Annotated in this window: 23 protein-coding genes; 10 read left to right on the top strand and 13 right to left on the bottom strand. The window is 64.7% G+C overall.

The genetic code is table 11. The annotated features are described in order from the left end of the window. Positions 1–7: 7 nt before the first annotated feature. Genes T31B1_RS11265 through T31B1_RS11290 form a run of 6 tightly spaced genes read right to left on the bottom strand, consistent with a single transcriptional unit; the run spans position 8 to position 7,809 of the window. A complete protein-coding gene (locus T31B1_RS11265) occupies positions 8–691 on the bottom strand; it encodes a response regulator transcription factor (RefSeq protein WP_353249565.1) in 684 nt (227 codons plus the stop codon). After that, positions 688–3,360: an ATP-binding protein gene (locus T31B1_RS11270; RefSeq protein ID WP_353249566.1), complete on the bottom strand. Its 2,673-nt coding sequence runs from the start codon at positions 3,358–3,360 to the stop codon at positions 688–690. The genes T31B1_RS11265 and T31B1_RS11270 overlap by 4 nt, the downstream gene beginning before the upstream one ends. Before the next feature lie 9 nt (positions 3,361–3,369). Continuing rightward, the gene (gene kdpC / locus T31B1_RS11275) at positions 3,370–3,924 is read right to left on the bottom strand and encodes a potassium-transporting ATPase subunit KdpC (protein WP_353249567.1); all 555 of its coding nucleotides are present in this window, start codon (positions 3,922–3,924) and stop codon (positions 3,370–3,372) included. A 10-nt stretch (positions 3,925–3,934) separates the two neighbouring features. Further along, entirely contained in the window at positions 3,935–6,028 is a 2,094-nt protein-coding gene (kdpB, locus tag T31B1_RS11280; protein WP_353249568.1) for a potassium-transporting ATPase subunit KdpB, read from the bottom strand. 2 nt (positions 6,029–6,030) lie between these two features. Next, positions 6,031–7,704, bottom strand: coding sequence for a potassium-transporting ATPase subunit KdpA (kdpA, locus tag T31B1_RS11285; protein WP_353249569.1), 1,674 nt, complete (start codon positions 7,702–7,704; stop codon positions 6,031–6,033). Positions 7,705–7,716: 12 nt separating this feature from the next. Continuing rightward, entirely contained in the window at positions 7,717–7,809 is a 93-nt protein-coding gene (locus T31B1_RS11290) for a potassium-transporting ATPase subunit F (RefSeq protein ID WP_353249570.1), read from the bottom strand. A 362-nt stretch (positions 7,810–8,171) separates the two neighbouring features. On the opposite strand from T31B1_RS11290, the gene T31B1_RS11295 reads away from it, so the two are divergent. Continuing rightward, the gene (locus tag T31B1_RS11295; RefSeq protein WP_353249571.1) at positions 8,172–9,062 is read left to right on the top strand and encodes an ATP-binding protein; all 891 of its coding nucleotides are present in this window, start codon (positions 8,172–8,174) and stop codon (positions 9,060–9,062) included. Positions 9,063–9,186: 124 nt separating this feature from the next. On the opposite strand, the gene T31B1_RS11300 is transcribed toward T31B1_RS11295, so the two are convergent. The 3 genes from T31B1_RS11300 to T31B1_RS11310 form a co-directional block, all read right to left on the bottom strand. Further along, positions 9,187–9,750, bottom strand: coding sequence for a SprT family zinc-dependent metalloprotease (locus tag T31B1_RS11300; protein WP_353249572.1), 564 nt, complete (start codon positions 9,748–9,750; stop codon positions 9,187–9,189). A 30-nt stretch (positions 9,751–9,780) separates the two neighbouring features. Next, positions 9,781–10,464 (bottom strand): hypothetical protein, encoded by a 684-nt coding sequence (locus T31B1_RS11305; RefSeq protein WP_353249573.1) that lies wholly within the window; start codon positions 10,462–10,464, stop codon positions 9,781–9,783. Positions 10,465–10,552: 88 nt separating this feature from the next. Further along, the gene (locus tag T31B1_RS11310; protein WP_353249574.1) at positions 10,553–11,524 is read right to left on the bottom strand and encodes a helix-turn-helix transcriptional regulator; all 972 of its coding nucleotides are present in this window, start codon (positions 11,522–11,524) and stop codon (positions 10,553–10,555) included. Between the two features lie 245 nt (positions 11,525–11,769). On the opposite strand from T31B1_RS11310, the gene T31B1_RS11315 reads away from it, so the two are divergent. The 8 genes from T31B1_RS11315 (at position 11,770) to T31B1_RS11350 (ending at position 19,783) form a co-directional block, all read left to right on the top strand. Further along, positions 11,770–13,185, top strand: coding sequence for an SDR family NAD(P)-dependent oxidoreductase (locus T31B1_RS11315; RefSeq protein ID WP_353249575.1), 1,416 nt, complete (start codon positions 11,770–11,772; stop codon positions 13,183–13,185). Continuing rightward, positions 13,172–14,452, top strand: coding sequence for an ABC1 kinase family protein (locus T31B1_RS11320; RefSeq protein WP_353249576.1), 1,281 nt, complete (start codon positions 13,172–13,174; stop codon positions 14,450–14,452). Before T31B1_RS11315 ends, T31B1_RS11320 begins: the two co-directional genes overlap by 14 nt. 102 nt (positions 14,453–14,554) lie before the next feature. Next, entirely contained in the window at positions 14,555–15,232 is a 678-nt protein-coding gene (locus T31B1_RS11325; protein WP_353249577.1) for a 7-cyano-7-deazaguanine/7-aminomethyl-7-deazaguanine transporter, read from the top strand. A 70-nt stretch (positions 15,233–15,302) separates the two neighbouring features. Next, the gene (locus T31B1_RS11330; protein ID WP_353249578.1) at positions 15,303–15,902 is read left to right on the top strand and encodes a hypothetical protein; all 600 of its coding nucleotides are present in this window, start codon (positions 15,303–15,305) and stop codon (positions 15,900–15,902) included. A gap of 63 nt (positions 15,903–15,965) precedes the next feature. After that, positions 15,966–17,297, top strand: a complete 1,332-nt coding sequence (locus T31B1_RS11335) for an arylsulfotransferase family protein (protein WP_353249579.1) — start codon at positions 15,966–15,968, stop codon at positions 17,295–17,297. A gap of 10 nt (positions 17,298–17,307) precedes the next feature. Beyond that, positions 17,308–17,616 (top strand): hypothetical protein, encoded by a 309-nt coding sequence (locus T31B1_RS11340; protein ID WP_353249580.1) that lies wholly within the window; start codon positions 17,308–17,310, stop codon positions 17,614–17,616. A 272-nt stretch (positions 17,617–17,888) separates the two neighbouring features. Next, complete coding sequence (locus tag T31B1_RS11345; protein WP_353249581.1) at positions 17,889–18,614, top strand: hypothetical protein; 726 nt, start codon at positions 17,889–17,891, stop codon at positions 18,612–18,614. Beyond that, complete coding sequence (locus T31B1_RS11350; RefSeq protein WP_353249582.1) at positions 18,611–19,783, top strand: sulfotransferase; 1,173 nt, start codon at positions 18,611–18,613, stop codon at positions 19,781–19,783. The genes T31B1_RS11345 and T31B1_RS11350 overlap by 4 nt, the downstream gene beginning before the upstream one ends. A 54-nt stretch (positions 19,784–19,837) precedes the next feature. Here T31B1_RS11350 and T31B1_RS11355 read toward each other — a convergent pair whose 3' ends face one another. Together T31B1_RS11355 and T31B1_RS11360 are read right to left on the bottom strand one after the other, a co-directional pair. Beyond that, complete coding sequence (locus T31B1_RS11355; RefSeq protein WP_353249583.1) at positions 19,838–20,248, bottom strand: GlcG/HbpS family heme-binding protein; 411 nt, start codon at positions 20,246–20,248, stop codon at positions 19,838–19,840. Between the two features lie 152 nt (positions 20,249–20,400). Continuing rightward, positions 20,401–22,107 (bottom strand): L-lactate permease, encoded by a 1,707-nt coding sequence (locus T31B1_RS11360; protein ID WP_353249584.1) that lies wholly within the window; start codon positions 22,105–22,107, stop codon positions 20,401–20,403. A gap of 398 nt (positions 22,108–22,505) precedes the next feature. Between T31B1_RS11360 and T31B1_RS11365 the strand changes: the two genes are divergently transcribed. Beyond that, positions 22,506–23,693 (top strand): HD-GYP domain-containing protein, encoded by a 1,188-nt coding sequence (locus T31B1_RS11365; protein WP_353249585.1) that lies wholly within the window; start codon positions 22,506–22,508, stop codon positions 23,691–23,693. A 36-nt stretch (positions 23,694–23,729) separates the two neighbouring features. Here the strand turns inward: T31B1_RS11365 and T31B1_RS11370 are convergent, their stop codons facing one another. Further along, positions 23,730–24,440, bottom strand: coding sequence for a Sua5/YciO/YrdC/YwlC family protein (locus T31B1_RS11370; protein ID WP_353249586.1), 711 nt, complete (start codon positions 24,438–24,440; stop codon positions 23,730–23,732). An 82-nt stretch (positions 24,441–24,522) separates the two neighbouring features. Next, positions 24,523–24,802 (bottom strand): FAD-binding protein (locus tag T31B1_RS11375; RefSeq protein WP_353249587.1); only part of this gene is annotated, 280 nt, incomplete at its 5' end.

A 24,802-nucleotide genomic window follows, 5' to 3' on the forward strand; every position in this document is an offset into this window, starting at 1 on the left:
GAGCGGATCAGCCCTGCGGCTGGCTTGCCAGGCGATAGCCGACGCCAGGCTGACTGACGATACGCCCGGGATGGTCGCCGGCATCGGTCAGCTTCTTGCGCAGCCGTTGAATATAGACCCGCAGATAGGCCGTATCATGCGCATGCCCCGGCCCCCATATCTGGTCGAGACACTCGCGATGGGCCACCAGCTTGTCGCGATGCTGCATCAGCAGGCGCAGCAGCTCGAACTCCTTGGGCGTGAGCTCGAGCCTGCTTTCACCGAGCCGCACCCCGTGATCGGCCGGATCCAGCGTCAGCTGACCGGCCACCAGTCGACCCCGTTCGTCGCTGCGCCAGGCCTTGCGCCGGAACGCACGGATACGGGCCGCCAGCTCGCCGAAGTCGAACGGCTTGGTCAGGTAATCGTCCGCACCGTTGTCCAGCGCACGGATCTTTTCCGCCTGCGAGTCGCGTACCGAGAGCACGATCAGCAGCGCCTGGCTCACCCCGCGTATGGCGGGCACCAGTTCCTGGCCATCAAGATCCGGAAGGCCCAGATCCAGAATCACCAGTTCCGGACGCCGGGCGCCCAGCAGGCGAAGCCCTTCGGCCGCGTCGACCGCCTCGACGACGTCATAACCTTCGATCTTGAGGCCGATGCGCAAAAAACGGCGGATACCATCGTCATCGTCGATCACCAGTGCTTTCATACCGCCGGCCACATCATTTCGATGACCGTGCCCCGTTGGTCGGACGGAGCGACGGCCCGGATCGAGCCATTCATGAGCTCGACGAGTTCCTTGCAGATCGAAAGACCCAATCCCGAACCGCGAGCGTCCTGATCGGCATTTCGCACCCGGTAGAACAGATCGAATATACGGTCGCGTTCGACCGCCGCCACGCCGGGCCCGTTATCGATGACGCGCAGCATCAACTGCGCGCCGCATGCCCGGCTGGTCACGGTGATCTCGCAGTCCGGACCGGCATATTTGATCGCATTCTCGATCAGGTTGGCCAGAACCCGTCTGAACAGCAGCGGGTCGGCGCGCAGCGCGCGCGCATCGGTCGCCAGGGCGTAGTTTATCGGCCGCCGCGCCACGCCGAGCGAGGCATGGGCGGCTTCGACCTCTTCACGGATATCGCAGACCCTGATTTCCGGACGTAGCGCGCCATAGCCCAAACGCGTCATGTCGAGCAGATTCTGCACGAAGCGGTCGAGTCGACCGGTCTGCTCGACCACACCGTCGAGCAACTCCTGACGGTCGAGCGCCGACAGTTCGTCGTGGCGATCGCGCACCAGCGCGGCGCTGCCGAGAATCGAGGCCAACGGCGTACGCAGGTCGTGGGAAACCGCCGACAACAGCGTCGCCCGGAGGCGCGCGGTCTCCTGGGCGAACTGGGCGGACTCGATCTCGGCGCCGAGGGTGATTCGGCTCAGGGCTACCGCGCTCTGATCGCGTACCGCATGCAGCAGGCGCTGCTCTTCAACGCCCAGCCGGCGGTTGCGGTCGGCGAAGGTGATACCGATTACCCCCAGCACGGAGTCGGAGCCGCGCATCGGAAGAAAGTACCAGCGACAGTTCGGCAACGTGCCGGTGCCACGTCCGGCTGCTTCGTTGTGATCGCGCGCCCAGCGTGCCGTGGTGTAGTCCAAATCGATCAGCCCTTCGCTGCCGGCATGGCCGGCCACATGTGCCAGCCGATCCTCGGCGCTCGGATACAGCACGACACTATCGCCGTCGAAAGCCGCATCCAGATATTCGGTGATCGCCCAGGCCAGGTCATCCACGCCCACCGCGCCAGCGATACGTCGGGAAAAATCGTAGAGACGCGCGTTGCGCTCCTCGGAGCCGCGGATCAGGGCCATCTGATCGCGTACCCGCGCGGCCTGATTGCCGGCCAGCAGGGATACGATCAGGAACGACAGCAGGGTCAGAACATCGCGACGCTGGTAGACCGTGAACGTGTATTCGGGCGCGGTGAACAGAAAATTGAACATCAAGAAGCTGGTCAAGCTCGTCACTATCGCCGCCGCGATGCCGCGTCGTACCGCAACCACCAGCACGGCACACATGAACACCATGGACAGCGCACCGGTCTCCAGTACGAACGACAGCGGCCAGGCGACCGTGCCGGCAACCGCCGATGCGATCGCGACATACAGCAGGTCGATGCGCGACGGCCAAAGCGTCGGTGCGGTCAGCCGAGGCAGGATACGTCCGGCCTTGGTCGCTGTTCTGTCCGCAGCCGCCAGCGTGACGACGAACTCATCGGCTTCGCGCATGAGCGCACTGCCGAGCGACCGACGGAACGCCAGCCAGCGCAGCCGGCGCGTGGACCGGCCGACCAGTATCTCGGTGACGTTGTGGGCCCGGGCATAGGCCTTGATTTCGTCGACGAGATCGAAACCGGTGATCGTGGCGATCTGGGCGCCCAGCGTCTCGGCCAGGCGCAGCGCCTCCCGCGTGGCACGGCTTTCACCGCTGATCGCTGTACCGCGTTTGACGTGTGCCACGATCCACGAAGCCAGACGGCGCTCGGCCAGGCGCTTGCCCAGACGTACCAGCACATCGGCTTCGCGGCCATCGCCCACGACGACGAGCAAACGCTCGTGCGCGGACCAAACATGGCCTTCGGCACGGGTGCGCAGATGCGTACGGACGTCAGCATCCACGCGCTCGGCGGCGGCGCGCAGTGCGATTTCCCGCAAGGCAGCGAGGTTGCCCGGCGAGAAGAAATGCTCGACCGCGCGCGCGGCCTGCTCGGGCACGTAGACCTTACCGGCATGCAGGCGCTGGATCAGCTCATCCGGCGGCAGGTCGACGACCTCGATCTGGTCGGCCTGTTCGAGAACCCGGTCGGGCACGGTCTCACGTACGCGTATGCGGCTGATCCGGGCCACAACATCGTTGAGCGATGCCAGGTGCTGAACATTGAGCGTGGTGAACACGTCAATGCCGGCTTCGCGCAGCTCCTCGATATCCTGCCAGCGCTTGTCGTGCCGGCTACCGGGGATATTGCTGTGGGCCAGCTCGTCGATCAGCGCCAGGTCCGGGCCCGCAGCCAGGATGCCGTCAAGATCGAGCTCCTCGAACTGACGGCCGCGATAGCGGATCCGGGTCAGCCCCAGCGCGGGAATGCCTCGCACGAGCCGGGCGGTCTCCTCGCGGCCGTGGGTCTCGACAACGCCGATCAGTACATTCGTGCCGGCATCGGCCAGCGCACGCGCCTCGGCCAGCATCTCGTAGGTCTTGCCCACCCCGGGCGCGGCGCCGAGAAAGATCTTGAGCTGACCGCGCCGGCGCGAAGCGCTTACCCGGTCGGCCTGCTCGAGCAGCGCATCGGGATCAGGACGGGCGTCGGCGTGATCGGCGTTCATGCACGTAGTCTATTGAATCCTATCCAGGGCGAGATTGAGTTCCAGCACGTTGACCACCGGCGCCCCGCCGATGGCCCGGGTCCAGCCCTGCTCGGTATGCTCGTCGATGAGTGCATACAGCGCTGCCCGGTCCAGGCCGCGTGCGCCGGCCACCCGCCCAACCTGGTATCTGGCCGCAGCGGTGGTGATATGCGGGTCCAGCCCGGAGCCTGAAGCCGCCACCAGGTCGGCCGGCACCGGGCGCTTGGCGGTCGCGCCGACACGGACAGCGATCTGCTGTGCGCGTTCGGTGAGCCTGGCGCTGACAGGCGACAGGTTCGAGCCGCCGGCCGCATCGGCGGCGTAGTCCACTGCCGAAGGGCGCGGCCAGAAATAGCTGTCCTCGACGAATGCCTGAGCGATGCGCGACGAACCCACGATACGCCCGTCGCGCTCGATCAGACTGCCCTGGGCGCTGGCCGGGACGCCGATTCGTGCAAAAGCCAGGATCACGGCCGGATACGCGATACAGCAGATCAGCAACGTCACGCCCATCAGCCGCAGCGTGGTGACGATATCTTTCATGACACAGCTCCTAGGCCAGTCCGGCCATGGTCAATACGACATCGATGAGCTTGATCCCCACAAACGGGGCCACGAGTCCGCCCAATCCGTAGATCAACAGGTTGCGGGACAGTAGTTCGTCGGCGGATACGGCACGATAGGCCACGCCGCGCAGCGCGATCGGCACCAGCGCCGGGATCACCAGCGCGTTGAAGATCACCGCCGAGAGAATCGCCGAACGCGGGCTGGTCAGGTCCATGACGTTGAGCGCGCCGAGCTGGGGCAGAGCGACCACGAAGATTGCCGGCAGGATCGCGAAATACTTGGCCACATCGTTGGCCACGGAAAAAGTGGTCAGCGATCCTCGGGTCATGAGCATCTGCTTGCCGACCTCGACCACGCTGATCAGCTTGGTCGGACTGGAGTCGAGATCCACCATGTTGCCCGCCTCCTTGGCCGCCTGCGTGCCGGTATTCATGGCCACTGCCACGTCGGCCTGGGCCAGCGCCGGCGCATCGTTGGTACCGTCGCCGGTCATCGCCACCAGGTGCCCCTTGGCCTGATAGTCTCGGATGAGTTCGAGCTTGGCTTCCGGCGTGGCTTCGGCGAGAAAGTCGTCGACTCCGGCCTCTGCGGCAATGGCGGCGGCGGTGGTCGCGTTGTCGCCGGTGATCATCACTGTTTTCACGCCCATTCGACGCAGCTCGGCGAAACGTTCCTTGATCTGCGGTTTGACGATGTCCTTGAGGTGGATGACGCCGAGCACGCGCTCGTGGTCGGCCACGACCAACGGCGTGCCGCCGGCTTCCGAGACGCGGCGGACCGTGCGATCCAGCGCGCCGGGCACCTGCCCACCCTGGTTGTTCACCCAAGCGGTGATCTGCGAGGCAGCGCCCTTGCGAATCGGCCGGCCATCGAGATCGACACCGCTCATCCGCGTGGCCGCCGAAAACGCGATCGCTCGACCACCGATCGATTCGATCGTACGCTCCTCCAGGCCATACCGTTGGCGCGCGAAGCTCACGATACTGCGCCCCTCGGGTGTTTCGTCGGCCAGCGATGCCAGCTCGGCGGCCTCGGCCAGGTCGCGTTCGACGACCCCGGGCATGGCAACGAACGCATCGGCCTGACGATTGCCGAAGGTGATCGTGCCGGTCTTGTCCAGCAACAGGATATCGGCATCGCCGGCCGCCTCGACCGCGCGACCGCTCATGGCGACGACGTTGCGTGCGCCCAGCCGGGCCATGCCGGCAATGCCGATCGCTGCGAGCAGCGCACCGATGGTGGTCGGGATCAGACACACCAGCAACGCCACCAGTGTAGGCACATCGATGACCGCGTCGAAATAGCCGGCCAGCGGATACAGGCCGATACAGACCATCAGGAACATCAGGGTGAAGCCGGCGAGCACGATCGTCAGCGCGATCTCGTTGGGCGTTTTCTGCCGGTTCGCGCCTTCGACCATGCCGATCATTCGATCGAGAAATGACTGACCGGGCTCGGTCGTGACCTCCACGACGATCGCGTCCGACAGCACGCGTGTGCCGCCGGTGACCGCCGAGCGGTCGCCGCCGGATTCGCGAATCACCGGAGCCGATTCGCCCGTGATTGCGGACTCGTCCACCGAGGCGATGCCTTCGACCACGTCACCGTCGGCTGCGATGGTCTCACCGGCCTCGACGAGAATGCGATCGCCCTTTCTGAGTTCGGGCGCCGCCACCTGTTCGGCGAGTCCGGCATCGCACAGACGCCCATCGGCGGGCAAACGGCGGGCGGTGAGATTGCGACGAGCACCGCGCAGACTTGCCGCCTGGGCCTTGCCGCGCGCCTCGGCGAGCGCCTCGGCGACATTGGCCAGATAGACCGTACCCCACAGCGCGATCGTCAGTGCCGCGAAATAGCCCGCGGAGCCGGCGGCCGCGCCGCTGCCCAGCAAAGCCACGATCAGATATAGGGTGGTGAGCACCGCCCCGATTTCTGTCACGAACATCACCGGATTGTTGATCATGCGACGTGGGTCGAGCATTCCTAGGGCAGCGACCAGCGCCGACGGCACGGCCCGGGTATCGAGAACGGGGCCGCGCGGTTTGTCCGGCGCGTCGATGGTCTGGTTGTCCTCACTCATGATCAGGCACTCCCGGCCAGATGCTCGGCCATCGGGCCGAGTACACCCAAAGGCATGAACAACAACGCGCCGACGATGAGCACGGTGCCCAGAAGGATCGCGGCAAACAGCGGCGTGTCGACCCGAAACGTGCCGGCACTTTCCGGCGCGCTGCGTTTGGCCGCCAGCGAGGCAACGATGGCCAGCGGCGCAATGATGGGAATGAAACGTGCCAGCAGCATCACCACGCCGGTCGCGATGTTCCAGGCCACGGTGTTGTCGCCTAGGCCTTCAAAGCCCGAGCCGTTGTTGGCAGCTGCCGACGAGAACTCGTAGACGATCTCGGACAGACCGTGGCTGCCGGGATTGGCGGTCGTGGCCGCGCCCCAGCCGGTGACCACGAACAGCGCCGTGCCGCCGACAATGAACAGTGGATGCGCCAGCAGCGCGAGCGTGGCGAGTTTCATCTCCCTGGCCTCGACCTTGCGGGTCAGGTATTCGGGTGTGCGCCCGACCATCAGCCCGGCCAGGAACACGGCTACGATGATGAATATGAACAGGTTGATGAAACCCACACCGACCCCACCGAAGGTCACGTTCAGCCACATGCCGATCATCGGCATCAGCCCCGTCAACGGATTGAGCGAATCGTGCATGGCGTTGACCGAGCCGTTTGATGTGGCGGTCGTCGACACCGCCCACAGCGGGCCGGCGGCGCCGCCAAAGCGCAGTTCCTTGCCCTCCAGGTTCGGGGCCTCGGCCACTGGCAGATCTGCGAACGCTCGAGTCGGGGCCTGTTCCGTGACCACCGCCGCCGCGCCCAGGCCGATGAACAGCGTCAGCATGACGGCAAAGATCACCGTCGCGTGACGCCTGCGCCCGGTCATACGGCCGAACATCCACACCGTGGCCATCGGGATGAGCAGGATCGCCACATTCTCGACGATGTTGGATACAAAGCCCGGGTTTTCGAACGGATGGGTGGAATTAGGACCAAAGAAGCCGCCGCCGTTCGTGCCCAGCTGTTTGATCGCAACCACCGCTGCGACCGGCCCCCGGGCAATGATCTGGGTGAGGCCTTCCAGCGTGTGCGCCACAGCTGCACCCTGCAGCGTCATCGGCACGCCGGTCATCACCAGCAGCGGCGCCACGATCATCGCCAGGGGCAACAGGAGCAACACCGTTGCTCGCCATACGTCGCGATAGAAGTTGCCAAGCGTGGCGCTGCCGGCCAGGCCACGGCAGAGCGCGACCACCGCCGCGATGCCGGTGGCCGCGGACACGAACTGCAACCACATGATCGAAAAGAGCTGCGTGAAATAAGACAGCGACTGCTCGCCTGAATAGTGCTGCAGATTCGTGTTGGCCGTGAAGCTCGCCGCGGTGTTGAAGGCCAGCGAGGGCTCGAGTCCGGCCTTGCCGTCCGGGTTGAGCGGTAACACGCCCTGGCTGACGAAGATCAGATAGGCCAACGTGAACATGGCCAGATTGAACAAGAGCATCGACAACGCATAGCCCTGCCAGCTCTGTTCCGTGTCGGCGGCCGAACCGAACAACTTGCCTGCCGCCCGTTCGAACCCCTGACGTGCGCGCCACATTCGGCCGGGCTGCATCGCCCAGGCCATATAGCGACCCAAGGGCACCGACAGCGCGATGGCCGCGCTCAGAACCCCCAGCGGGAGTAACCACTCATTCATGGCCCGGCTCTCCTAGAATCGTTCAGGACGAACGATCACGTAGACCAGATAGGCCAGACAGCCCACCGTGGCCGCGATCACCACCCAACCCAGTAGGGCGTCCATCAGATGCGCCCGCAGATATGAACGAACACGGCGAGTGCGGCAAAACACACAGGCCCCAGACCAAACATCAGTAGCGACATCGCCGTGTCTCCTGGACATGGATTCCGATGCCTGAATGTTGGAGCGTGCAGGCGTATCAATGCGATACGCATTCACGGTCCCCCATATAAACAAGCGATAAACGACCGGTCGGAGGGGCTGGCCGGCCGCGTCATCCCTGAGCGAGGCCCGGCGGCCTGCAGTGACTGACCCGCCGGGCTGCGTATGACGGGCCACGACCGACAGCGGCGCGCCTCGGCCGAGAATGTGTCGGTCACGCGCTACGCCTTCTCGGCGGCTCGTGCATTGGCTACACTGGCCGGATGCACGATACAGACACCCTGAGCCGGATCGCGGCTCAACTCGAGCGTATTGCCGATGTTCAGGAAGCTCGCCTGGCCGATGCGCGACGTGCGGTCGGCGGCGACGTCGATTGGTCGGCGCAGGCGTTCCGGTGGCGCGATGACGGCCGTCTGCAGGCGATCGATACGCCCCAGGCGCTGCCCCTGGACCGGCTGCATGGTATCGATACCCAGAAACAGCGGCTGCTTGCCAATACGCGTCAGTTCCTGGCGGGAGCGCCGGCCAACAACGCCCTGCTGTGGGGCTCGCGCGGATCGGGCAAGTCGTCGCTGGTCAAGGCCCTGTTGCCCGAGTTCGCCGAGGCCGGCCTGCGTATCGTCGAAGTGCCCGCCCATCGGCTGGTCGACCTGCCGGATCTGGTGGCCACGCTGGCAGAGCGCGACGAGAAGTTCATCGTGTTTTCCGACGATCTGTCGTTCGAGGCCGGCGATGGCAGCTACAAGGCGCTCAAGGCGGTGCTGGACGGCTCGCTGGCCGCCGCTCCAGCCAATGTGCTGATCTATGCGACCTCCAATCGGCGTCATCTGCTGCCGGAGTTCCAGTCCGAGAACCAGGCGGCCCAGCAGGTCGACGGCGAAATTCATCATGGTGAAGCCGTCGAGGAAAAGATCTCGCTGTCCGAACGCTTCGGGCTATGGCTGTCGTTCTATCCGTTCGACCAGCGCAACTATCTGGAGATCGCAGCCCGGCATCTGATCGCATTCGGCCAGCCCGCCGAAATCGGCGTCGATGCCCCATGGGAACGCGCGGCACTGCAATGGGCCCTGGCGCGCGGCACGCGCAGCGGCCGTACCGCCGAACAGTTCGCCCGCGACTGGACCGGCCAGCAGGTGGTATCGAAAACGGCGTGATCCATCCCGGCCGGTGTATCGGTCGGGTTATCGGATTTGTCGGGATCGGCCAAGTGAAGCCAACTGGTCTCTCACGACGATCGGTCGGCCGCGCTGACGATCGATCACGCCATGGGCGGGCAGCCTAACCGGCGCGGGTTTGCTGCTCCGCGGCCTTCAGCGTCTGGCCGCAGCGCCGACAGATATAGTCGGTGCCCTGCCGGGCCCGCTTGTGGCGGATGCTGGTCAGCCAGGCCGGCTCGTCACAACCGCACTCGTAGCGAAAACGCTTGAGCTGACGACTCGGCTCGGCCGGCAGCGTATGACAGGGCGCCGGGTCCACGCCGAAGGCCCGCATCAACGTCTTCCACTCGTGACCGTGCGGCTTGGCACGGCGTCCATACAGACGAAACACTACGACATGGGCCACCTCGTGCGGCACGGTATCGTCGAGCATTTCATGCGGATGCGATGCCAGAAGTGCTGCGTTGATCCGAATATGGATCTGTCGCGAGCGGCGCGCGAATACCGCCTGCCCTGCGGCTCGGCCTTTCAGGTCGAACCGTACATCGGGCACGGGCAGGCGGCGTGGGCCGACTTCGAAGATCGTACGGGCCCGCTCGATCCAGTAGGCCGTACGCCGGATGGCCTGCGTCTGGAGGTCCAGGCCATCCTCGAGCGCGAGCTCGTGCTGACGGGCATCGGTCATTAGGGGCGGCGATTCGGGCAAACCAGCACCTCAGGATACCTGCTTGCGCGGGTGGCCGTGTGCCGGTAATGGCGTTCCCGGAGGTGCCGTCATCACCCGGATCTGTCGCAGAGCCAGACGCTGCCGGCGAATCCAGTCGGCATCCGCCAGCCGATCACGTAGGCAGTAGGGAAAGCGCTGGCTGAGTTCGGCCAGGCGCCGGTCGACTGCGGCGCGCGCCTGTACCAGCCGTTGCAGTTCGACGCGCAGTCGTCGAATGTCTGCACCCTGGTCGGGTGTTGCCGTCAGGCCTTGTGTGCGGGCCAGGCAGTCGCGCAATGCGACGACGTCGCCGGCTCGATAGGCTCGCAGCACCATGGGCCATTGCTGTGCACGCATATCGTATGCCGCTTCCGGCCGAACCTGCGGATGCATCAGCGCCAGCAGGCCGCGGAACATGGCTCGCGCGTCGGCGGCCTCGCCGCCTGTCAGCACCGGCCAGCCGGCCCGTTCGGCCAGCTGCTCGGCGACCTCGTGATCGGCGCGCGCTACGGCACCGGGTTGCAGATCGCCGAAGGCGGCCCAATAGCGGGAGGCCCATTCCGGGCCATCGTGAAAGCGCCAGTCAGCCTCGATGGACAGCGCACGCGATAACGCACGCCGCTCGGCGAGAATGTCGTCGCGCAGCCGGGCGGCGGCGGGATGAGTCAGTCGGATCGCGGTGGTCTTGGCCATGACATTCCCCTGTGTGGTCGTTCCTGTCGGTACGGCACACAGCATGGCGCGGGGGGTGGGTCAGAACGCGACCCTGAGCTGTATGAATCTACACGTCGGCATATCGGGCCACGGCCTGACGCAGTCGTAGGGCGGCCTGGCGCCGCAGATCGGACGGCGCGAGTACTTCCACCTCGGCGCCGTGGGCCAGCACGTCGTGCAGCAATTCGGCGCTGGCCGAGTACGGCACGCGCAGCTCGTAGCCGCCGTCCTCGAGCCACCGGCCCACCTGATCGGGATGCCATTGCTCGTCGGCGACCCAGCGCGCGGCGGTGGCGCTGAAACGCAGTATCGCGACATCAGAGGCCGTGCCCGAAAAGATGCCGTAACCGTCGCCCAGTTCGGCATCCAGTGCCGCACTGTCCATATCGATAGCTGGCGTATCCAGCGTATCGGCGTCCTGGATACGGTCGAGCGAGAAGCTGCGCAGCCCCTCGGCGTCGTGGCACCAGGCATCGAGATACCAGTTATCGCGGTAGTAGATCAGCCGCTGCGGCGAGACCCGGCGTTCCGAGACCTGGTCTCGTGCCCGGCCGTGATAGCGAATCACTGCCTGACAGCGCATGGCCAGTGCCCCGGCCACGTCGGCGAACGCCGGGCCCGGACGGCGTGCAGTCGCCCGTAGTATGCGCGTGCGTCGCGACAATTCACCGGTACCCATCGCACGGCTTTCCAGAATCCTTTCCAGCCGCTTGCGCATGGGTGCGAGATCGCTCGAGAGCAGTCCCGGCTGGAGGGTCTCGAGCAGTTGATCCATGGCCAGCAACGAAACCAGCTCCGAGGCGTTGAACCACAACCCGGGCAGTTCGAAATGCGCATCGGATTCGCCCGCATAGTAGTAGCCGTTGTATTCGCGGTCGTACTCGATCGGCGCATCCAGATACAGCCGCATATCCCGAATGATGCGCTTGACCGTGGCCGGTGAGCACTCCAGGCGCGCTTCCAGCGTGGCCTTGGGAATCGGATGGCGCGCCCCGGCGAGTTGCTTGTGCAGGGCATAGATACGGTCGAATACGTTCATGGGCCCAGTCTAGCCGCCGCGGCCCCGGCTGTGACACGAACGGCCTTGGAACCTATCTGTTCCTGCCCGGTCCGACGATACGGGCACTTGCGTCGCGCGGGTCGCCCGCTGAACCGGGCGACGGGTGTCGCGCGCGCCTATCGCCGGTTGCCTGTCCCGACACGCCCTGGCCGCGCTTGCAGCTAGCAACCGCTGTCCACACACTGACGTATGCTTATTACTCGACCTTCGTCGTACCCCGCTTGATGATCCGACTCCACGAAACGATCCGCGTGAATCGCACGCGTGGCGATTGCTATCGCTATCTGGCGGATTTTTCCACCTGCGAACAGTGGGATCCGGGCGTATACCGCGCGGCCAAGACCACGCCGGGCGCGCCCGGGCCGGGCACACGCTTTACGGTGACAGTACGTTGGCTCGCCGGCCGGACCACGCTCGACTACGAACTGGTCGATCTCAAGGTCGATCGCCGTATCGAGCTGCACGGCACCGGCGCCGGTCTCGATACTCGAGAAGTGATCGCCTTCGACGACAATCCCGATGGCAGCACGACCATCGACTATCGCGCGGATTTCACCCTCGGCAAGGCCCTGCGGGTCGCGGCCCCGGGCAGCCGGCTGATCCTGCGTCGCATGGCCCGCCGTGCCGTACGCGGCCTGGCACGTGCGCTGGAGATCGACCCGCGCCCGCCGCACCAGGGATGGTTCAGCTATGCGGCCGACCGTAGCGTGGTCGCCGCCGCCCCGGCCTTTACCGAACGCGGGTATCTGGCCATGGAGGACAAGGCGCACAGCCAGTTCATGGACGATCGCACCATCGCGGTAACCGGCGCGACGGGCGGCATCGGCCTGGCCGTGGCCTGCGAGTACGCGCGCCTGGGCGCCACGCTCTTGCTCGTCGGCCGCGACACCGCCCGGCTAGGCCAAGCCCGCCAGCGAATCGCCGACTTCGCCGACGGCACCCCCGATCGTATTCATCTCTACGAGGCAGATCTGCTCGACGCGTCGCAGACTCGTGCGGCCGCCGAGCGCATTGCTGCCGAGCATCCGAGGTTGGATGTACTCGTCAACAACGCCGGGGCGCTGTTCGACAGCCACGCGCTTACCGACGACGGCTTCGAGCGCAGTGTCGCCATCAACCTGGTCGCGCCGTTCGTACTCACCGAGGGCCTGATGACCCCGCTCGTCGCCGCGCACGGACGGGTGGTCAATATGTCCAGCGGCGGCATGTATCTGCAACCACTGGTGGTCGAGGACATGAACTTCGAATCCGGCGAGTACAGTGGCACCAAGGCCTATGCGCGTGCCAAACGCGGCCTGGTTGCGCTGACCCGCCACTGGGCCCGGCGCTATGCCGAGACCGGAGTTCGCTTCAACGCCATGCATCCCGGCTGGGTCGCCACCGCCGGCGTGACCGAGGCCCTGCCCGGTTTCGACAAGGTCATGCATCGGCTGCTGCGCGATGCCCGCATGGGCGCGGATACCGCGGTCTGGCTGGGGGCTTCGGCGGCTGCCGAAACCTGCCAGGGACAGTTCTTTCTAGACCGCACGCCCCATCCCACGGCGGTGGTGCCGGGCACCCAGGTCAAGCCGAGTCAGGCCCAGGCGCTGTACGCCTGGCTACGCAATCAGACCGGTATTCGGGTTCATGGCGTCGGATAGCAAGGAACAACGCGATCGCCGCCGGCGCATATTCGGAGCCGGTGTACGCAGCTTGGGCCGCAGCGTGCTGCATACGGTCCCCGGCTACGATCGTGCGCGCAGCTGGCAGAAGACCGGTCAGGACTGGTTCGACACGCTCGGGCATCTCAAGGGCGCGGCCATGAAACTGGGCCAGATTGCCTCGCAATATCGGGACTTCCTGCCCGAACAGCTGGCCGATCAGCTCGCCCGGCTGCAACGCGATGCCGAACCCTGGGATTTCGAGCGGCTCGAACCCGTGCTGGCCGACAGCTGGAGCGATGCTCAGTGGGCCGACATCGAGACCATCGAACCGGAGGCGATGGCTGCTGCGTCGATCGGCCAGGTCCACGTCGCCCGTCTGGTCGACGGACGGACCGTGGCGGTGAAGATCCGCTACCCGGGCGTCGCCGATGCGGTGGATGCCGACATCGCCAACCTCGGCCGCCTGCTCAAATTGTCGCGCTTTCTGCCGGTGCGCGGCTCGGATATCGATGCCCTGCTGGCCGAACTGCGCGACCGATTCATCGAGGAAACCGATTATCGCCACGAGCTGAGCAATCTGCTGGCGCTGCGGGCCATGGCGCTGCCCGAACATCGTCTGCCCGAGCCGGTCACACATTTGTGCGGCGATCAGGTACTGGTGACCACATTGGTCCATTCGGATCCGATCGCCCGAGCGCCCGCACGGCTGGGCCAGGCCATCGTGCAGGCAATCAATCTGCAGGTGTTTACCCACGGCGGGCTGCATGCCGATCCGCACCCGGGCAATTTCGGGGTCACCGAAGACCAACAGGTCGCGCTCTACGATTTCGGCTGTGTGAAGTTCTTCGATACGACGACCCGCGCAGCGTTACGGGATGTGATCGCGGCCGCCCTCGACGAACGCTGGCGCGACGTGCACGATGCCCTCGAACGCCTCGGCGTGGTCTCGCCTGGGTCGTGGGACAAGCACGGCACGACGTATGCCGAAATCTACGCGCGCCATGCGGCGGCCTCGATCGGGCCGCTGCGCAACCGGCCGCACTACGTGTTCGCCGACGACGGGTTGATCGAATCGATCCGTGCCGAAATCCGGGCATCGCTGCGCCATTGGAAACTGTTCAACGCTGCCCCGGACCTTGTGTTTCTGATGCGAACGCTCAGCGGCCTGTACTGGATACTGCGCGCCATGAACGCCGAGGCCGATCTCTACGCAGAGCTGGAAGCCATCGCTGCCGGAGCATACGGCCCGCCCGAACCGGGCTGAGGACGACGGGACTCGTTTGGGCTAGAATCGGCGCCTGTCGACACGCGCGGCGCTCACGCCCTGCCCGGGTTCCCTCACCCCGGCTTTTTTAAAAAGGACACCATGCACGATCTCGTCTCCCGCCAGGGTCGCCGGCTGATGCTGATTCTGGCCCTGTTCCATATCGGCGTCATTGCGGCCAGCAACTATCTGGTGCAGCTGCCGTTCTCGGTTCTGGGGCTGCATACGACCTGGGGCGCGTTCAGCTTTCCGTTCATCTTCCTGGCCACTGACCTGACGGTCCGGTTGTTCGGCGCATCGTTGGCGCGACGCATCGTGCTCGTGGCCATGGCTCCGGCGCTGGTGGTCTCCTATCTATTGTCGGTGTTGTTCGTCGACGGCCGTTTTGCCGGCCTAGGGGCGCTGGCCACCTTCGATACTCTCGTGGCGCGTATCGCCCTGGCCAGTTTCTGTGCCTACCTGTTCGGCCAGCTGCTCGACGTGCGCGTGTTCGCACGGCTGCGCACACTCGACCGTTGGTGGATCGCACCCACCGTTTCCACGGTGCTGGGCAATCTTCTGGACACGCTGCTGTTCTTTTCCATTGCGTTTGCCGGCAGCCGCAATGCCTTCATGGCCGAACACTGGCTACAGATTGCCTGGGTGGACTACGCCTTCAAGATGCTGATCAGTCTGTGCGTGTTCCTGCCGTTGTACGGGGTCCTGCTCGGCTTTCTGGCACGGCGCCTGCAGTCCATGACTGCCGATCGCACGCTTCGCACGCCGGCCTGGTTGCGCTAGGCGCCCCATCCGCGCAGGCTGGGCACAAGGTTGCCCGGGGACCCGAGCCATGCTTGGTCGGCGGTTTTCCATGCAGATACAGGCGTCTAATCGGCGTACGCTGGCTGGCTTGCCGATGGTGGTCTTGTGTATCGGGTGCACGCCGTGGGCCCAGTCCGTCGGCGACGGCCTGTCGCCCGCGTCATATGAGCTGGCCCTGCGCTATGGCAACGACCCGTGTCATACCCAATTGGCCGACTCGACCGCCTACCCCTGTCAGGCGTTTCTGTCGGGCGCGCATCGCCTCGACCTGACGGTGGCTGTCCCCGGGGCGGGCCGGATCGTCGCCGACGAGACTCGGCTGGTCTATGCCAGCGGCCCAGCCGGCCCCGATGGCGCGATACCGATCGATCTCGAACTGAGCTACGCGAGCTCGCACGGCCATACCGCCATCCGCACGCACGTCTCCGTTCGACCCGGCGTCTGGATTGCGCTGGCGGGCAGTCACGACGTCCAACACGGGCCATCCGGCGAGACCGTCTCCACCGAGACCGTATTCATGCGCATCCGAAACGCCGTCGTTTCGGCGGATGCACTACCGCTCGACGAACCGATGGAGCGTATTGATCCAAATTTATCGTTTCGTCGACACGATAGAAACTTTTTGTCGTATGATCAGGTCCTACAATAGCCGAGGACGCTGGAACCCGATGGTCGGATCCAGTGGGCGGGGGCCCCCTGAGCGGGTCTTAGAATGGAAAAATCGGATCGCGCAGGTTTTGCCATGTTTTTCGTGGCATGCCTGTTCCTTGCCTTTATCGGCGGCACGCTGGTCGTGCTGGCCAAGGTATTCCCCTACGAATACCTGAATGACGCCTACAAGGCCGGGCGTGCGCTGATCGCCCAGGAGGCGATCACCGACCGCTATACCCAAACCGACCAGTGGCGGCGTGCCCGCACCCCGGCTCGCGGGGTCACGATCAATGATGGCGATCGCGCCTACAACGGCTATACCCTGTACACCTCGGGCGGCGGTACCTATGCGGCGTTGATCGATATGCAGGGCAAGGAAGTCCATCGCTGGTCGCTGCCCTACGATCAGCTGTGGGACCAGACGCCGGACGGACGCTCGGCGCGGCCCGACGATCTGATGTACTGGCGCAAGGCCGTCATGTACCCAAACGGCGATCTGCTGGCGATCTATATCGCCGCCGGTGATACGCCCTGGGGCTATGGCATGGTCAAGCTGAACGCCGACTCCAAGGTGCTGTGGAAATACCACGGTGCGACCCATCACGATATCGATATCGCCCCCGACGGCCGCGTGATCGCGCTGACACACGCCTTTGTCGACACCCAGTTCCCCGAATTCCCCAATCTGTCCAAACCGTGGTTGGAGGACTATCTGGTCGTGCTCAACGGTGAGACCGGCGCGGAAGAGCGGCGTATCCCTCTGTTCGAAGCGTTGTTCAACTCGCGCTATCAAGCACTGGCCACAGCGATTCCGGTCTGGGCCATGGAGGACCCGCTGCATACCAATAGCGTGCAGTTCATCGATCAACGACTGGCCGATGCGTTTCCTCCGGCGGCCGGCCGAGCCAATCAGGTGATGCTGTCGATGCGTCATCCGGGGATTGCGACGCTCGTCGACCTGGACAGCGGACAGGTCAACTGGGCGATGAAAGGATCGTGGCTTGGTCAGCACTTCGCCCGCGTGCTGCCGAACGGGCATTTCACACTATTCGACAATTTCGGGCATTTCCGCGAACACAACATGACCCGAGTGATCGAGGTCGATCCCCGCGACGAACGGATCGTCTGGCAGTACCGGGGCAACGACGAACACCCGTTCGAGAGCCTGCTGCGCGGCGCCGCGACCACCCTGCCCAACGGCAACCGCCTGATCACCGAATCCGACGGCGGCCGGCTTTTCGAAGTCGCCCAGGACGGCACGATCGTCTGGGAATTCGTCAACCCCGTCCGCGGCGGTGACCAGGACCAGTTCATTCCAGTGGTCTCGTCGGGTCAGCGTATGCCTGCCGACCAGATGAGCCGCGAGTTCCGCTCCCGTATCGAGTCCCCATAGGAGGTCTCTCATGAAGCTGTCGTATCTGTCGATCAAGCATCCGCTGGGTCATAGTCTGCTGACCGCTGCCCTGGCGCTGGCGCCGCTCGCCGCGGCCCAGGCTTATGTCGGCCCCGGTGCCGGGCTGAGCCTGCTGGGTGCCCTCTGGGGCGTGGTCGCGGCCGTGGGCGCGGCGCTGCTGTTCGTTCTGACCTGGCCGCTGCGGCGTATGCGCCGGCGCAAACGCGAAGAGGCCAAGGCCGCCGAGGCCGAACGCGCCCAGCGCACGACCGGCGAGCCCGGGCAGGATCAGATTCACGGGCCGACGCCGCCGCGATGAACGGCTGGGTCGTTCGGGCCCACGACGGACGTACTGCTGCTCGTGCCCGTACCTGGCGTGCGGCGAGTCCGTCGACAATGGGTCTCGGTCCGCCCGATTGTCCGTCGCCGGCTCGGCAACGCGCTCAGCGCCAGCCGCGCCGGACGGCCCGTCTTGCGCGCTGGGTCGCGCGGTCCGCATCATCCCGCGCGGCCGCTGCCGGCGCCGCTCGCCCGGTGCGCGTCAGCCAGAACGCCTGCCGACGAAACCCCAATACGCCCTAGGAGCTGTCGATGGGTCTGTTTGATCTGCCTGCGCCGTTGTTCGACGGCGTCGATCGGGGCATGGCGTCGGTGATGCCGCCCACGCTACGTCTGATCGTCTGGGCGTTGCTGGCGGCAGTCGGCACCATGATGCTGTACAAACTGTTCTCGCCGCAGGCGCGTATCGGTGCGGCCAAGCGAGACGCACGCGCTGCGCGCCAGCGGCTCAACGCCTTCGACGGCGACTTCGCCGACGCCGGCCCGCTGATCCGCGACCAGTTCGTCACCGCATTCCGACAACTCGGGCTGGTGGTGCCGGGCACGATTCTGGCCATTCTGCCGCTGCTGTGTTTGCTGCTCTGGGCCGAAACCCATTATGGCCAGGCATTGCCCCCGACCGGCCAGTCGCCCGCGATCATCACCCAACCAGCGGGTTTCGATGCACGATGGGATGATTCGATCAGCCCGCCGCATATAAGGGTGGCCGGACCGACGGGCCAGAGTACGCCGATCGCCGATATCCGCATGGTCGCGCCGGTCGGGGTGGTGACCCAAAAACCCTGGTGGCATTGGCTGGCCGCGAATCCGCTGGGCTATCTGCCCGATGACAGTCCGCTCGAGCAGGTCATCATCGAGTTGCCCGAACGCCACTATCTGGGCTTCGGACCCGGTTGGATGCGCTCGTGGCTGGCAATTTTCATACCCGTGATGTTCATCGTGTCGTTGGCAATGTACAAATGGCTGCGGATCGAATGAATCAGGATACTTCGACGCGACGTACCGCACGCTCGGCGCCCAGCGACGACGCGATCGCAGGCTTTGCCGTGCCCGGCTGGATGCACCGTCTGGGCGGCTGGCAGTATCGTCATCCCCAGGCCGCGATCCGGCTGGGCAATTTCGATACCCGCATGGCCGCGGACGACATCGCCGATATCAGCGTGACCGCGCCGATCTATATCGCAGGGCTGGCTCGCTCGGGCACTACTATCCTGCTGGAACTGCTGGCCGAACACCCGGAGGTCGGCACGCACCAGTACCGCGATTTCCCGCCCGTGTTCACCCCCTGGCTTTGGGATCGCTGGCTGGCGCGCGTACCGCAGCGCGCCGAAACGGCCGCCGAACGCGCGCACGGCGACGGGATCGCGGTGACCTCGCGCAGCCCGGAAGCCTTCGAAGAAGTGCTCTGGATGGCGTTTTTCCCGAAACTCCACGACAGCGACCGGTCCAGCGTACTCGATCGCAGCACCCGCGCACCGGATTTCGAGGCCTTCTACCGGGCGCATATCCGCAAGCTGCTTGCGATCCGCCGGGCCCACCGCTATCTGGCCAAGGGCAACTACAATCTGATGCGCCTGGCCTATCTGCAGACACAGTTCGACGATGCCCGCTTCGTGCTGCCGGTTCGTGACCCGGTCTGGCATATCGCCTCGTTGATGAAACAACAGCGCCTGTTCACCGCCGGCGAGACCGCGCACCCGCGCGCACTGGCGCATATGCGCCGCGTGGGCCATTTCGAGTTCGGTCTGGACCGGCGGGCAATCAACCCGGGCGATACGGCCGCGGTGCAGCACATCGAAAAGCTGTGGGCGGACGGCCGGGAGGTCGAGGGTTGGGCCCGCTACTGGGCGCTGATCTACGGCGCACTCGATCACCAGATCCGCCACGACGGCGAACTGGCGCGCGCCTGTCTGATCGTGCGTTTCGAGGATCTCTGCCACGATTCATCGGCCACGCTCGAGCGACTCTACAGCCACTGCGGGCTGACCATCAGCCCGGCCCAACTCGACGAAGCGGCCGCGCGGTTACGCGCACCCGGCTACTACCGGCCAGCGTTCGAGGACGGCGAGCTGGCAATGATCCGCGAGATCACGGCTCCGGTGGCAGCCCGGTTCGGGTACGAAGCCGAACGAGACATGCCGGGCTGAACGCCCCGCAGCGGTCGGTCGACGGCCGCGAGGCGCAATGCCTGGCGCACCGGCTTAGCTTTGCGTCACCGCGGCGATGCCTGCCTTGGCTGTCTGGGCGTCCTGGTCCGGCTTGACCCCGGAGACGCCGACCGCGCCCGCGAGCTGGCCTTCGACCATCACGGGCACGCCGCCGGTCATGGTCGCCTTCAGCGCGGGCACGGACAGAAATGCGGCACGGCCTCCGTTGATCATCTCTTCGAAAGCCTGGGTTTCCTTGCCCCCCAGCGCAGCGCTTCGGGCTTTCTCCGTGGCCACATAGCTACCCATCGGCGCACAGCCATCCAGCCGCCGCAACGCCAGAAGATGGCCGCCGTCATCGACCACAGCGATGCTGACCTTCCAGCCCTGCTGTTCTGCCTCGGCCTGAGCGGCATCGAGAATCGTGTTGGCTTCGGTCAGCGTCAGTACGGATTTCTGCTGCATATCGCGTTCTCTGTCGGTTAAAGTCACGCGCCACTATAAAGCCTCGAACGTGGCGACCGTAACGCACAGACCGCGGAACGGGCCGTGCGCATCATAAAAAAGGGCGACGGCCGGTCCACGGCCATCGCCCAACCTCTCACCCGCAGGGTTGGTCAGGAACCGGCAGCACTCATCAGCGGATCGGTGATGTTCAGCACATAGAACGCCACGAGGCCGATGACGCCCGAAAGCAGACAGTAATACAGCGTCGGCAGAATGGTCTTGCGGAGGGTGGTACCTTCGCGACCGAGCAGACCGACCGTAGCCGATGCCGCCACCACGTTGTGAATGGCGATCATGTTGCCGGCCGCTGCGCCCACCGCCTGAAGAGCCACCATCATTGCGGTCGACAGGCCCAGCGTCGCCGCCACGTTGAACTGGAAGTCGCTGAGCATCAGGTTCGAAACCGTGTTGGAACCGGCGATGAAGGCACCCAGCGCACCGACTGCCGGTGCGAACAGCGGATAGATATTGCCCACCCCGTCGGCCACGAGCTGCGCCATGGCCACCGGCATGGACACCAGGTCGGAGCCGTTCACGCCCGAGTTGATCAGGATACGAACCATCGGAATGGTGAAGATGAGCACGAAGCCGGCCCCGAAGATCGTCTTGGTCGATTCCGAGAAGGCCTCGCCCAGATCACGCGGACGCATCCGATGCAGGAAGAATGTGATCAGCACGACCATGCAGATGATCCCACCGGGCAGATACAGCGGCTCGATCGAGCCGGACACGCCCTGCTCGCCCAGAATATTGCTCCATCCGACGGTCAACGACTTGAGCGCGTCGGTCACCGCGGGCACGGTGCGCGAGATCACCAGCAGAACGGCCAGCAGGACATAGGGAACCCAGCCCATGAACGTGGTGATGGGCGTCCGTCCGGCGATCTGTTCGAACTTGAGTTCCATGTTGCCCATCCACTCGCTGGGCCACTGGCTGGACTCGGGGAAATCCCACGGTTCCGAGGGGATCAGAAAGCCAGCCCGGGCGGCCGGGACGACGATTGCCAGGCCAACCAGCGCGCCGATCATCGACGGAAATTCCGGTCCGAGGAACACGCCGGCCAGTGCGTAGGGCACCACGAAGCAAACCCCGGCGAACAGCGCGAACGGTGCCACGGCCATGCCGTCGCCCCACGACTTGCGTGCACCGAAGAATCGGGCCATCACCGTGACCATGATCAGCGGCATGAGAATGCCGCAGATTGCGTGGGTAATCGCCACTTCCGAGGTAATCAGACGAAAGAACACTTCCCAGCTCGAGCCGTTATTGGCCAGCGTTTCGGCAATCTCCGACTGATGTAGACCGCCGGTCACGCCTACGATGATCGGGGTGCCCACGGCGCCGAACGACACCGGGGTCGACTGGATCATCATGCCCACGACAACGGCCGCGAGCGCCGGAAAGCCCAGGGCCACCATCAGCGGCGCAGCCACAGCGGCCGGCGTACCGAAGCCGGAGGCGCCTTCGATGAAACAGCCGAACAGCCAGGCGACGATGATGGCCTGAATGCGCCGGTCGGGGCTGATCCCCGAAAAGCCGGCTCGAATCGCGGCGATGCCGCCCGAATGCTTGAGCGTATTGAGCAGCAGGATCGCACCGAAGATGATCCACAGGATCGCGATGGTGAGTAGCAGACCCTGGAACGTCGAAGCCAGCACTCGAGTGAAGGTCATGTCCCAGGCCAACAGTGCAATCAACGCGGTCACGATGAACACCACCGGCATGGCGGTTCGTGCCTGCATCCGGAAACCGATCAGCATCACGCCCGCCAGCACCAGCGGTATGAATGCGAGGATCGACATGAATATCGAACTCATTCCAAATTCTCCCTGAAAAACGGTCGATTCGACGCGTCTCGATATGCGTCGATACGTGCTGGCCGAGGCTGCGCTGGCCTGCGCCGCGCCGTTGAGCGTGTCAATCGCGCCCGCGGTACGGATTGTTGGTCTTTTTCTCCGGTCTGCCGTGCGGAAGTATCGATCGTCTATCCACGATCATCGAAAAACCTCGCACAAACGGCCTGCGGAGATGATAAAAGGCGAATCCGCGAAAGAAAATTAGACTATTCGCCTAATCCGGCGTCCGAAAACTTTCTGTATTGGCCAGCAATTACGTCGCTTCAGGGAGCCTGATGCCCCGGACATGCTCTCGGTTGCGGACAAGCACATTGCGATCCGGCTACACTTTCAAAAGCTAGAAACCGGTCTGAGTGTCCATGCTGCAAAACAGCCAGAAGATAGCGGTCGGCGAGCTGCAGATCGGCATGTACGTGGAATCACTGGATCGGCCGTGGCTGGAGACCGAATTCCTCTTTCAGGGTCTCAGGATCGACAGCGAAGACGATCTCGCCCGCATCCGCGCTGCCGCCCGTTATGCCTATGTTTCAGCGGCCGACGACGAACTCGGGGGGCTTGATCCCCAGAGCGAGCCGGCGCCTGTGGCGCCTGAGATGGCCAACGACCGGCGCCCGCGCACATTCAGCGAAGAGCTGGGCACAGCCCGGCTGATCCGCGACCAGGCCAAGATATTCGTCGATACCGTCGAAGCCGATCTGCGCGAGGGACGTACCGCCAATCTCGACGGCGCCGAGGATATCGTCGGCCAGATGATGGCCAGTGTCGCGCGTCATCCGGATGCGCTGGTATGGTTCACCAATCTCAAGAACCGCGATGCCTATACCGCCGAGCACAGCATGAATGTATGCATGCTCGCCATCGGCCTGGCCACCCATATCGGCGACAGCGACGCCCGGATCCGGGAGATGGGCGTTGGCGCCCTCTTGCACGATGTGGGAAAGATCCGTGTGCCCGAGCAGGTGCTCAACAAGCCCGGCAAGCTGACCGAATCCGAGCTGGCCGAGATGCGTCGCCACCCGGAATACGGCTACGACATCCTCAAGTCCGGTTCCAATCTGAGTGCCGACAGCCTGGACGTGGTGCTGTCACATCACGAACGCATGAACGGTACCGGCTACCCCCGGGGACTGACGGGCGACCGGATCGGCCATTACAGTCAGCTGGTCGCCATTGCCGACGTTTACGATGCGATCACCAGCAACCGGGTCTACCAGCGCGGCCGCTCGGCCGCCGAAGCGCTACGCATCATGCAGACCAGTCCGGGGGAGTTCAACGACGAACTGCTGGCGCGTTTTGCTGAAAACCTGGGCGCCTACCCGCCGGGCAGCGTCGTCGAACTCAACACCGGCGAGGTCGGCCTGATCATGCCCAACCGAGAGGACAAGCCGCGTCCGACGGTGCTGATCATCCTGGATCACAAAAAGCGGCGTTACTTCCCGCAGCGCATGCGCGATCTCACCCGCTTCCCCAAGTTCGAGATCGCACGCGTGCTGCCCACCGGTAGCCACGATGTCGATGTCGACTACTATGCCGAAGGCTTCGAATAGCCCGGCCCGCGACCTGCGGGCCGGGGCCGGCTGATTTCAATGCTTGAGGGTGATACCGAACCGGTCTGAGAACACGGTTTCGAGTTGATCGAAGCACACGCCGACGCGGAGCACGCTGAAGTCGCGGAAATCGATGATCGTGCTGGACCGCCCTTCATCGTTGGCGTATTTGGAACGGCCATGATCGATCTGGATATCGGTCGCATCGCGCACTTCGGCCTCGATATCCTGCAAGCGGTACTTGCTGCCTTTCAGCGACGTGTTGGCCGATGAACCGAGCACCGGGTAGCCGCGTTCGATACTCTGATTCGCCATCTCGGTGTGCAGCGGCCCGGCATTCAGCAACATGTCGAGCGTGCCCTCCTTGCTAGAGGACGCCATGACGAACGAGGGCACACGACTGAGCAGGCGATGCTCGGCATCGAACGGTGCCACCACCGAAAACGGCAGATTCTCTTCAGTGACGATCGTACGGATGATCTCGCGCTTTTCCGCGGGCAGATCGTGGAGTTCCTCGCTGAGCTGCCAGCTGCCGAACATGCCGCTGGGCTTTTCATAGCTGCGTCGCTTGGCATCGAAGATCCGGCGGATCGCGTTTTCGCTCTGGCCGACGATGGCATAGGCCACATCCAGCGGAATGATGGCCACCCCGCCGTCGCCGAGCACATCCAGTACCCGGGCGGCATCGGCCTTCACCTGCTCCGGCGAAGGGGTCGGTCCGTTCGCATCGGTTGCAGTCTGATTCATGACAATCTCCTCTTGTAGTTAAGTAACGATGTTCGAATACGGGCCCGTCGGAGGCGGCCCGCCAAATAGGTCATGCGACCGGCTAGCCGACCTTGTCCTCGAGTTCGGGAATGATCTGGAACAGATCCCCGACGAGTCCGATATCGGCGACCTCGAAGATCGGGGCCTCTTCGTCCTTGTTGATCGCCACGATGGTGCCGGCGTCCTTGATGCCGGCCAGATGCTGGATCGCACCCGAGATACCGAAGCACATGTACAGCTCCGGAGCGATGATCTTGCCGGTCTGGCCGACCTGCATGTCATTGGGCACGAAGCCCGCGTCGACGGCAGCCCGCGAGGCCCCCACGCCGGCGCCGATCTTG

The organism is Salinisphaera sp. T31B1, assembly GCF_040361275.1.
Lineage (GTDB): Bacteria > Pseudomonadota > Gammaproteobacteria > Nevskiales > Salinisphaeraceae > Salinisphaera.

Bases quoted from the DNA above. Each gene is read 5' to 3' on its own strand.
- T31B1_RS11265 (WP_353249565.1), bottom strand. From the start codon at position 691: ATGAAAGCACTGGTGATCGACGATGACGATGGTATCCGCCGTTTTTTG.
- T31B1_RS11270 (WP_353249566.1), bottom strand. From the start codon at position 3,360: ATGAACGCCGATCACGCCGACGCCCGTCCTGATCCCGATGCGCTGCTC.
- kdpC (WP_353249567.1), bottom strand. From the start codon at position 3,924: ATGAAAGATATCGTCACCACGCTGCGGCTGATGGGCGTGACGTTGCTG.
- kdpB (WP_353249568.1), bottom strand. From the start codon at position 6,028: ATGAGTGAGGACAACCAGACCATCGACGCGCCGGACAAACCGCGCGGC.
- kdpA (WP_353249569.1), bottom strand. From the start codon at position 7,704: ATGAATGAGTGGTTACTCCCGCTGGGGGTTCTGAGCGCGGCCATCGCG.
- T31B1_RS11290 (WP_353249570.1), bottom strand. From the start codon at position 7,809: ATGGACGCCCTACTGGGTTGGGTGGTGATCGCGGCCACGGTGGGCTGT.
- T31B1_RS11295 (WP_353249571.1), top strand. From the start codon at position 8,172: ATGCACGATACAGACACCCTGAGCCGGATCGCGGCTCAACTCGAGCGT.
- T31B1_RS11300 (WP_353249572.1), bottom strand. From the start codon at position 9,750: ATGACCGATGCCCGTCAGCACGAGCTCGCGCTCGAGGATGGCCTGGAC.
- T31B1_RS11305 (WP_353249573.1), bottom strand. From the start codon at position 10,464: ATGGCCAAGACCACCGCGATCCGACTGACTCATCCCGCCGCCGCCCGG.
- T31B1_RS11310 (WP_353249574.1), bottom strand. From the start codon at position 11,524: ATGAACGTATTCGACCGTATCTATGCCCTGCACAAGCAACTCGCCGGG.
- T31B1_RS11315 (WP_353249575.1), top strand. From the start codon at position 11,770: ATGATCCGACTCCACGAAACGATCCGCGTGAATCGCACGCGTGGCGAT.
- T31B1_RS11320 (WP_353249576.1), top strand. From the start codon at position 13,172: ATGGCGTCGGATAGCAAGGAACAACGCGATCGCCGCCGGCGCATATTC.
- T31B1_RS11325 (WP_353249577.1), top strand. From the start codon at position 14,555: ATGCACGATCTCGTCTCCCGCCAGGGTCGCCGGCTGATGCTGATTCTG.
- T31B1_RS11330 (WP_353249578.1), top strand. From the start codon at position 15,303: ATGCAGATACAGGCGTCTAATCGGCGTACGCTGGCTGGCTTGCCGATG.
- T31B1_RS11335 (WP_353249579.1), top strand. From the start codon at position 15,966: ATGGAAAAATCGGATCGCGCAGGTTTTGCCATGTTTTTCGTGGCATGC.
- T31B1_RS11340 (WP_353249580.1), top strand. From the start codon at position 17,308: ATGAAGCTGTCGTATCTGTCGATCAAGCATCCGCTGGGTCATAGTCTG.
- T31B1_RS11345 (WP_353249581.1), top strand. From the start codon at position 17,889: ATGGGTCTGTTTGATCTGCCTGCGCCGTTGTTCGACGGCGTCGATCGG.
- T31B1_RS11350 (WP_353249582.1), top strand. From the start codon at position 18,611: ATGAATCAGGATACTTCGACGCGACGTACCGCACGCTCGGCGCCCAGC.
- T31B1_RS11355 (WP_353249583.1), bottom strand. From the start codon at position 20,248: ATGCAGCAGAAATCCGTACTGACGCTGACCGAAGCCAACACGATTCTC.
- T31B1_RS11360 (WP_353249584.1), bottom strand. From the start codon at position 22,107: ATGAGTTCGATATTCATGTCGATCCTCGCATTCATACCGCTGGTGCTG.
- T31B1_RS11365 (WP_353249585.1), top strand. From the start codon at position 22,506: ATGCTGCAAAACAGCCAGAAGATAGCGGTCGGCGAGCTGCAGATCGGC.
- T31B1_RS11370 (WP_353249586.1), bottom strand. From the start codon at position 24,440: ATGAATCAGACTGCAACCGATGCGAACGGACCGACCCCTTCGCCGGAG.